The following is a 7,455-nucleotide window of genomic DNA, read 5'->3' as shown; positions in this document are numbered from 1 at the left end:
GAATTGGTAGACGCACCAGATTTAGGTTCTGGCGCCGCAAGGTGTGAGAGTTCAAGTCTCTCCTTCCGCACCATTATCGGAAAACCCAGCATTACTTTGCTGGGTTTTTTCTTTTTTTGGTTCTGGACTCGGGAAATCATTAGATTTGCCGAATTAAAAAAGCGAGCCCATGGCTCGCTTTTTTTCTATCTGTGATTTGAGTAGCTTACTACATACCTAACGCGTATTTCAGTACTTGAGCCTTAATTGGCCCTGAGTTTTCAGCAAACTTCAATGCAGCATTACGTACAAACTTCAATGGCCCAAGATCGTTGCTAAAACTTTTATAGAAAAAGTCCATGCCTGTCTGCATGAGTAAGTTGTCAGGTCGACGTGCACGTTCGTATTTCGCTAGTAAGGCATCTTCTAGCTGTTCTCGGTGTTCTGTTACCGAAAGGAGAACGTCTACATCTTTGAATCCTAAGTTTACCCCTTGCCCTGCAAGCGGATTGATCGTATGAGCAGAGTCACCTACTAATACGCAATTTTTGCTTGAGTAGCTTTGCGCATGACGACGAGTGAGTGGGAATGAGCCAAACTGTAAAACTTCAATATCGCCCAATTCAACAGGGAAATGACGTAAGATTTCTTCCCTTAGTTGAGGTTTACCCATCGCACACAGTTGTTTAATGCGTTTTGGCGAGTCATACCAAACCAACGAACCTTGGCCTACTTCTTGACCGTCTTCATTAGTCAAAGAGCACAAAGGTAAAAATGAACGCGGGCCTGAAGGAGTAAATTGTTGCCAAGTGATATCTTGCTGTGGCAATTCTGTTTTCACGTTAATCAACATGCAGTGTTGTCGGTAATCCCACGCAGTCACACCAATTCCAGCCAATTGACGAACTTTAGAGTTTGCACCATCAGCACCAATTACCCAGTTAGCTTCAAACTGCACCCCACTTTCTAGTGTCACAAGGTTTACATCTGCAAACTCAATGTCTTTTAATCGCTCGGGACACATCACGGTTAGATTGTCATACTGAGAGAAGACTTGCCAAAGACCTAATTGGATTAGGCGGTTTTCAACGATATAACCTAGCTGCTCCAATGACAGTTCATCAGAGTGAAAACGAGTACGGCACTCCGGGTGCTCCCAAGTTTCTAAACGCCGATAAGGGCAAACTCGCATACTTTTAATTTCTGACCATGCGCCGAGTGAATCAAGTAACTCCACCGACTGGTGCGAAATCGCAGATACGCGAATATCCATCGCCTGAGCGGCATCAAAAGCTTTGGGTTTTGCACCTTCAACCAAGACAACGCTTCTGCCCTGCTTGGCAAATCCAACAGCGACGGCTGCCCCAACCATACCGCCACCGATCACGGCGATGTCATACTTGTTCATTTTTTACTCTTCATCGTGCTGATTAATTGGCGTTTTTTATTGTACTTTCCATGGCTATTTTTACAAAATTGTTTAACAAAAAACCTTGTTCTGCATAGGGCGAAAAACTAGATTTCATCAGGCTTTGCAGAGAATTAGCCAGATCACTAGTCAGGTGCTTTTTAAAGCAGTACAATACGCCGCTTACCGCCGTGATGGCGGCTATAATTTGAGCAATAGCTCTCCAATTTAAGTACAACTGAACGAGCGAAAGTGAGATGAGTAAGAAACTGCTAATTAAAACCTGGGGCTGCCAGATGAACGAATACGATTCATCAAAAATGGCCGACCTGCTTAATGCTGCAAACGGCTACGAGCTGACGGAAGAGCCAGAGGAAGCAGACGTACTTCTACTTAACACCTGTTCGATCCGTGAAAAAGCGCAAGAGAAAGTTTTCCACCAGCTTGGCCGCTGGAAAACACTAAAAGATAAAAAACCTGGCGTAGTTATCGGTGTAGGTGGTTGTGTAGCAACGCAAGAAGGTGACCATATTCGTGAACGTGCACCATACGTCGACGTTATTTTTGGCCCACAAACTCTGCACCGCCTACCTGAGATGATCAAACAATCTCAGTCGGATGACGCACCAGTTATGGACATTTCGTTCCCAGAGATCGAAAAGTTCGACCGCCTACCAGAGCCTCGTGCAGAAGGCGCGACAGCATTCGTTTCTATTATGGAAGGCTGCTCGAAGTACTGTACTTACTGTGTCGTACCGTACACTCGTGGTGAAGAAGTAAGCCGTCCAATGGATGACGTGCTGTTCGAAATCGCACAGCTTGCTGAACAAGGCGTACGTGAAGTAAACCTACTGGGTCAAAACGTAAACGCGTACCGCGGTCCAACACACGACGGTGAAATCTGTTCATTTGCAGAACTGCTTCGTTTGGTTGCGTCTATCGATGGTATCGACCGTATTCGTTTCACAACGAGCCACCCGCTAGAATTCACTGACGACATCATCGCGGTTTACGAAGATACGCCTGAGCTTGTGAGCTTCCTGCACTTACCTGTGCAAAGTGGTAGTGACCGTATCCTAACTATGATGAAACGCCCTCACACCGCTATCGAGTACAAGTCGATCATCCGTAAACTGCGTAAAGCTCGTCCTGATATTCAAATCAGTTCAGACTTTATTGTTGGTTTCCCTGGTGAGACAGACAAAGACTTCCAAGACACAATGAAGCTAATCAAAGATGTAGACTTTGACATGAGCTTCAGCTTCATCTTCTCTCCACGTCCAGGTACGCCAGCAGCGGATTACCCTTGTGATGTATCAGAACAAGTGAAGAAAGAGCGCCTTTACGAACTACAGCAAACTATCAATGCTCAAGCGATGCGTTACTCTCGCTTAATGCTTGGCACAGAACAACGTGTTCTAGTTGAAGGTCCTTCGAAGAAAAACCTAATGGAACTGCGCGCTCGTACAGAAAACAACCGTGTAGTAAACTTTGAAGGTAGTGCAGACCTAATTGGTCAGTTCGTTGATGTGAAGATCGTAGACGTATTTGCGAACTCACTGCGTGGTGAGCTAGTACGTACTGAAAAAGACATGGATCTTCGTAGTGTGATTTCCCCAACGCAGATGATGGCGAAAACACGTCGCGAAGATGAGCTGGGTGTAGCTACTTTTACGCCATAAGCTCGTATAAATAGCCATGGAGAGCCTGGTCGTTATCAGGCTCTCATTAAGTGGCAAAAAATGAGAGGCAACATTGAGTAATAAAATCGTAACTCTAGAAATTAACCTAGAACCTTCCGACAACCGCCGACTTGCTAGCCTGTGCGGTCCATTCGATGACAACATCAAGCATTTAGAACGTCGTCTAGGCGTTGAAATTAACCACCGTAGTGACCATTTTACAATTGTCGGTAAACCTCATACCGCATCAGCTGCGCTGGATATCCTGAAAACTCTGTATGTTGATACCGCACCTGTACGAGGTGAGATCCCAGACATTGAGCCTGAACAGATCCATTTAGCGATTAAAGAGTCTGGTGTTCTTGAGCAGAATACTGAGTCTAATATCGAGCATGGTAAAGAAGTCTTCGTCAAAACCAAGAAAGGCGTGATCAAACCACGTACGCCAAACCAAGCTCAGTACTTGGTTAATATGGTCACGCATGATATTTCTTTTGGTATTGGCCCAGCTGGTACAGGTAAAACTTATCTTGCTGTTGCAGCAGCAGTTGACGCACTAGAGCGCCAAGAGATCCGTCGTATTCTATTGACGCGCCCTGCGGTTGAAGCCGGTGAGAAACTGGGCTTCCTACCTGGTGACTTAAGCCAGAAAGTCGACCCATACCTACGTCCGCTATACGATGCCCTATTTGAAATGTTGGGCTTTGAGCGCGTAGAGAAGCTGATTGAACGTAACGTGATTGAGGTAGCCCCTCTTGCTTACATGCGTGGTCGTACTCTAAACGACGCTTTCATCATTCTTGATGAGAGTCAGAACACCACGGTTGAGCAGATGAAGATGTTCCTAACGCGTATTGGTTTTAACTCTCGCGCAGTTATCACTGGTGACGTCACGCAAATCGACTTACCTCGTGGTGCAAAATCGGGTCTTCGTCATGCTATTGAAGTACTAAGCGAAGTCGACGACATCAGCTTTAACTTCTTTTTAGCAGACGACGTTGTACGTCACCCAGTGGTTGCTCGTATCATTAACGCGTATGAGAAGTGGGAAGCACAAGACCAGAAAGAGCGTAAAGAGTTCGAGAAGCGTCGTCGTGAAGAACGCGATGCGAAGTTATTAGAAGCAGCGAAAGCCGAACTGAATGCACAAGTTGCTTCCACTAAGGAATAATCATGGCGATTGAACTTGATCTGCAACTGGCAGTCGAAAATGAAGAAGGGCTGCCTTCGCAGCAAGATTTCCAATTGTGGCTAGATAAGACGATTCCTCTCTTCCAGCCACAAGCCGAAGTCACCATTCGCATTGTGGATGAACAAGAAAGTCACACGCTTAACCATGAGTATCGTGGTAAAGATAAACCGACCAATGTGTTGTCTTTTCCATTTGAAGCCCCTCCAGGTATGGAAATAGATTTACTTGGCGACTTAATTATTTGCCGCCAAGTCGTTGAAAAAGAGGCAATTGAACAGAACAAGCCTCTGTTAGCACATTGGGCGCATATGGTTGTACATGGCAGCTTGCATCTGCTAGGTTATGATCATATTGAGGATGACGAAGCCGAAGAGATGGAGTCCCTCGAAACCGAAATCATGCAAGGTATGGGCTATGAAGACCCTTACATTGCTGAAAAAGAGTAGCCATTGGCTATTCAGCAGGGAAAGGCGAACCACCAAAATGATTCTCGTGTTCGCCTCTCTATGTGTGCTATCACACTTCTGATAGCGTTACTTAATTGAGAAACAATGAACGAAGATAATTCTCCCTCTTCTAACGAAGATAAGAAAGAAAAGGCAGAAGGTCCGAGTAGAAAGTCCTTCTTTGAACGTCTAGGTCAATTATTTCAGGGCGAACCAAAAGATCGCCAAGAGCTTGTGGATGTTATCCGTGACTCTGAAGTCAATGACCTGATTGACCATGACACCCGCGATATGCTTGAAGGTGTTATGGAAATCTCCGAAATGCGCGTGCGTGACATTATGATCCCGCGTTCGCAAATGGTTACGGTTGAGCGTACTCACGACCTTGATACCTTGGTTGCCTTGATTACCGATGCTCAACACTCTCGCTACCCTGTGATCAGCGAAGATAAAGACCATGTGGAAGGCATTCTTCTTGCGAAGGACTTACTTAAATACTTAGGCTCAGGCAGTAATCCATTTGATATCGAAGAAGTTATTCGACCAGCCGTTGTGGTACCGGAAAGTAAACGCGTTGATCGACTGCTGAAAGAGTTCCGTGAAGAACGTTATCATATGGCCATTGTTGTCGATGAATTCGGTGGTGTTTCTGGTCTTGTGACCATTGAAGATATCCTTGAAGAAATCGTCGGGGATATCGAAGATGAATTCGATGAAAGCGAAGAGACAGACATTCGTAAGCTTAGCAAGCATACGTTTGCTGTCAGAGCGCTGACAACCATCGAAGAGTTTAATGAGACATTTGGAACTAACTTCAGCGATGAGGAAGTAGATACCGTTGGTGGCATGGTCATGACTGCCTTTGGTCACTTACCTTCTCGTGGTGAACTGGTTGAAATTGAAGGTTACAACTTCAAAGTCACCGCTGCCGATAACCGTCGTGTCATTCAACTCCAAGTGACGATCCCAGACGAAGAAACCCTGGTTGAAGCCACTCAAGAGTAACGCGATACCCATTGGGAATCTCAGAAAATTATAATGATGAATGAACTCTTTCATCGCCTCAAGCGGCCCTTAGTGGCCGCTTTTGTTGGCGCCTCTACTACGCTCGCTTTTGCACCTTACCAGTTGTGGCCTGTTGCCATTCTTAGCCCAGCTATTCTACTGATTCTTCTTGCTAACCAAACTCCGAAACGTGCACTGTGGATTGGCTATGCTTGGGGGTTGGGTCAATTTGCAACTGGCGTTAGCTGGGTGTACGTCAGTATCTCCGGCTTTGGTGGCATGCCACTGATTGCCAATTTATTTTTAATGGGCTTGCTTGTCGCCTACTTGGCTGTTTATTCAGGCTTATTTGCTTGGCTCAACAACAAGCTATTTCCTCAATTCACACTCACAAAAGCGCTTCTCGCTGCGCCCGCTTTATGGCTAATCAGTGATTGGTCGCGTGGTTGGGTGATGACCGGCTTCCCTTGGTTATGGCTAGGTTACAGCCAGATTGATGCTCCACTAGCAAGCTTTGCGCCTATCGGTGGCGTGGAACTGCTCACTCTGTTTGTCCTTATTAGTGCGGGGGCATTAGCCTATGCTTGGGTTCATAAACAGTGGCTGATGGTGGTTATTCCCGCGGTATTACTCAGCACAGGCTTTGGGATTCGAAACTACGATTGGGTAACACCTCGGCCAGAAGACACGACTAAGCTCGCGCTGATTCAAGGTAACGTTGACCAAAACCTTAAGTGGCTGCCAAGCCAACGTTGGCCAACCATCATGAAATACGCCGATCTCACTCGTGAAAACTGGGACGCTGATATTATCGTCTGGCCAGAAGCTGCAATTCCTGCTTTTGAAATTGAAGTGCCTTCATTTTTGAGCAATATCGACAGCGCAGCAAAAATGAATAACAGCGCAATCATCACTGGTGTCGTCAACCAAGCTGAAGATCGACAGTTCTACAACAGTATCCTATCCCTTGGCATCACACCATACGGTGACTACAGTTTCGACTTGAGCGAACGCTACCATAAGCATCACTTGTTACCGTTTGGTGAGTTTGTTCCATTTGAAGATATTTTGCGCCCATTAGCGCCATTCTTTAACTTGCCGATGTCGTCGTTTAGCCGGGGAGCTTTTGTGCAGCCCAACATCGTTGCGAATGGCATGCACATGGCACCAGCGCTTTGCTATGAGATCATCTTTAATGAACAAGTGCGTCAAAATGTGACTGACGAAACGGACTTCATTCTAACGTTATCAAACGACGCATGGTTTGGTCACTCTATCGGCCCTCTTCAGCATATGGAGATCGCCCGTATGCGTGCCTTAGAATTAGGTAAACCGCTCATCCGCTCGACTAACAACGGATTAACAGCGGTAACCGATCACAAGGGAAAAATCGTTGAGCAAGTACCGCAGTTTGAAACTGCAGTGCTACGCGCAGAGCTCACCCCAACCAATGGGAAAACGCCATATCGAATCGTAGGTACTTGGCCATTGTATATTTGGGTTGGGTTAAGTTTAGCGCTGACTTTCGGTTTAAGAAGAAAACAGAGTTATACCAATCACAGTAAATAAGTGATCAGAAATTGCGTAGGAAAAACGCTTGAGAACAAGGCAAAAATTTTCGATAAGTAGTTATTCTACAATCAAAATTTTTAACGCAGTTATCGAGTATTTTAACAAGCTAGAATAACCAGTTATTTACTACGATTGGTATTAAGAGCAGCTTGAAAGTAGAAAAGACAAAAA

General features: G+C 45.6%; 7 protein-coding genes. 6 read left to right on the top strand and 1 reads right to left on the bottom strand.

Going from position 1 to position 7,455, the window contains the following annotated elements; all coding sequences use genetic code 11:
• The coding region (locus tag ACWYVB_RS17385; protein WP_281190218.1) for a hypothetical protein at positions 1-195 on the top strand (195 nt) is incomplete at its 5' end.
• Between the two features lie 13 nt (positions 196-208).
• On the opposite strand, the gene ACWYVB_RS17380 is transcribed toward ACWYVB_RS17385, so the two are convergent.
• The gene (locus ACWYVB_RS17380) at positions 209-1,387 is read right to left on the bottom strand and encodes a 2-octaprenyl-3-methyl-6-methoxy-1,4-benzoquinol hydroxylase (protein ID WP_048626106.1); all 1,179 of its coding nucleotides are present in this window, start codon (positions 1,385-1,387) and stop codon (positions 209-211) included.
• Positions 1,388-1,644: 257 nt separating this feature from the next.
• Between ACWYVB_RS17380 and miaB the strand changes: the two genes are divergently transcribed.
• The 5 genes from miaB to lnt all read left to right on the top strand — a co-directional run bounded on the left by miaB (position 1,645) and on the right by lnt (position 7,281).
• The gene (miaB, locus tag ACWYVB_RS17375) at positions 1,645-3,069 is read left to right on the top strand and encodes a tRNA (N6-isopentenyl adenosine(37)-C2)-methylthiotransferase MiaB (RefSeq protein ID WP_005391310.1); all 1,425 of its coding nucleotides are present in this window, start codon (positions 1,645-1,647) and stop codon (positions 3,067-3,069) included.
• 73 nt (positions 3,070-3,142) lie between these two features.
• A complete protein-coding gene (locus ACWYVB_RS17370; RefSeq protein ID WP_457529557.1) occupies positions 3,143-4,240 on the top strand; it encodes a PhoH family protein in 1,098 nt (365 codons plus the stop codon).
• A gap of 2 nt (positions 4,241-4,242) precedes the next feature.
• Positions 4,243-4,707 carry an rRNA maturation RNase YbeY gene (gene ybeY / locus ACWYVB_RS17365; RefSeq protein ID WP_005391311.1) on the top strand — a complete coding sequence of 155 codons (465 nt, stop codon included), beginning with the start codon at positions 4,243-4,245 and terminating at the stop codon, positions 4,705-4,707.
• 105 nt (positions 4,708-4,812) lie between these two features.
• Positions 4,813-5,712, top strand: coding sequence for a CNNM family magnesium/cobalt transport protein CorC (gene corC / locus ACWYVB_RS17360; protein ID WP_005384118.1), 900 nt, complete (start codon positions 4,813-4,815; stop codon positions 5,710-5,712).
• 33 nt (positions 5,713-5,745) lie between these two features.
• Positions 5,746-7,281, top strand: coding sequence for an apolipoprotein N-acyltransferase (gene lnt, locus ACWYVB_RS17355; RefSeq protein WP_457529555.1), 1,536 nt, complete (start codon positions 5,746-5,748; stop codon positions 7,279-7,281).
• Positions 7,282-7,455: the final 174 nt, after the last annotated feature.

It is taken from the genome of Vibrio sp. JZG10, assembly GCF_054064075.1.
This window is presented reverse-complemented; position numbering and strand designations above follow the sequence as displayed.

What these genes read in the sequence shown, in the direction of transcription:
- corC (WP_005384118.1), top strand. Translation starts at nt 4,813, where the DNA reads ATGAACGAAGATAATTCTCCCTCTTCTAACGAAGATAAGAAAGAAAAG.
- lnt (WP_457529555.1), top strand. Translation starts at nt 5,746, where the DNA reads ATGATGAATGAACTCTTTCATCGCCTCAAGCGGCCCTTAGTGGCCGCT.
- ybeY (WP_005391311.1), top strand. Translation starts at nt 4,243, where the DNA reads ATGGCGATTGAACTTGATCTGCAACTGGCAGTCGAAAATGAAGAAGGG.
- ACWYVB_RS17380 (WP_048626106.1), bottom strand. Translation starts at nt 1,387, where the DNA reads ATGAACAAGTATGACATCGCCGTGATCGGTGGCGGTATGGTTGGGGCA.
- miaB (WP_005391310.1), top strand. Translation starts at nt 1,645, where the DNA reads ATGAGTAAGAAACTGCTAATTAAAACCTGGGGCTGCCAGATGAACGAA.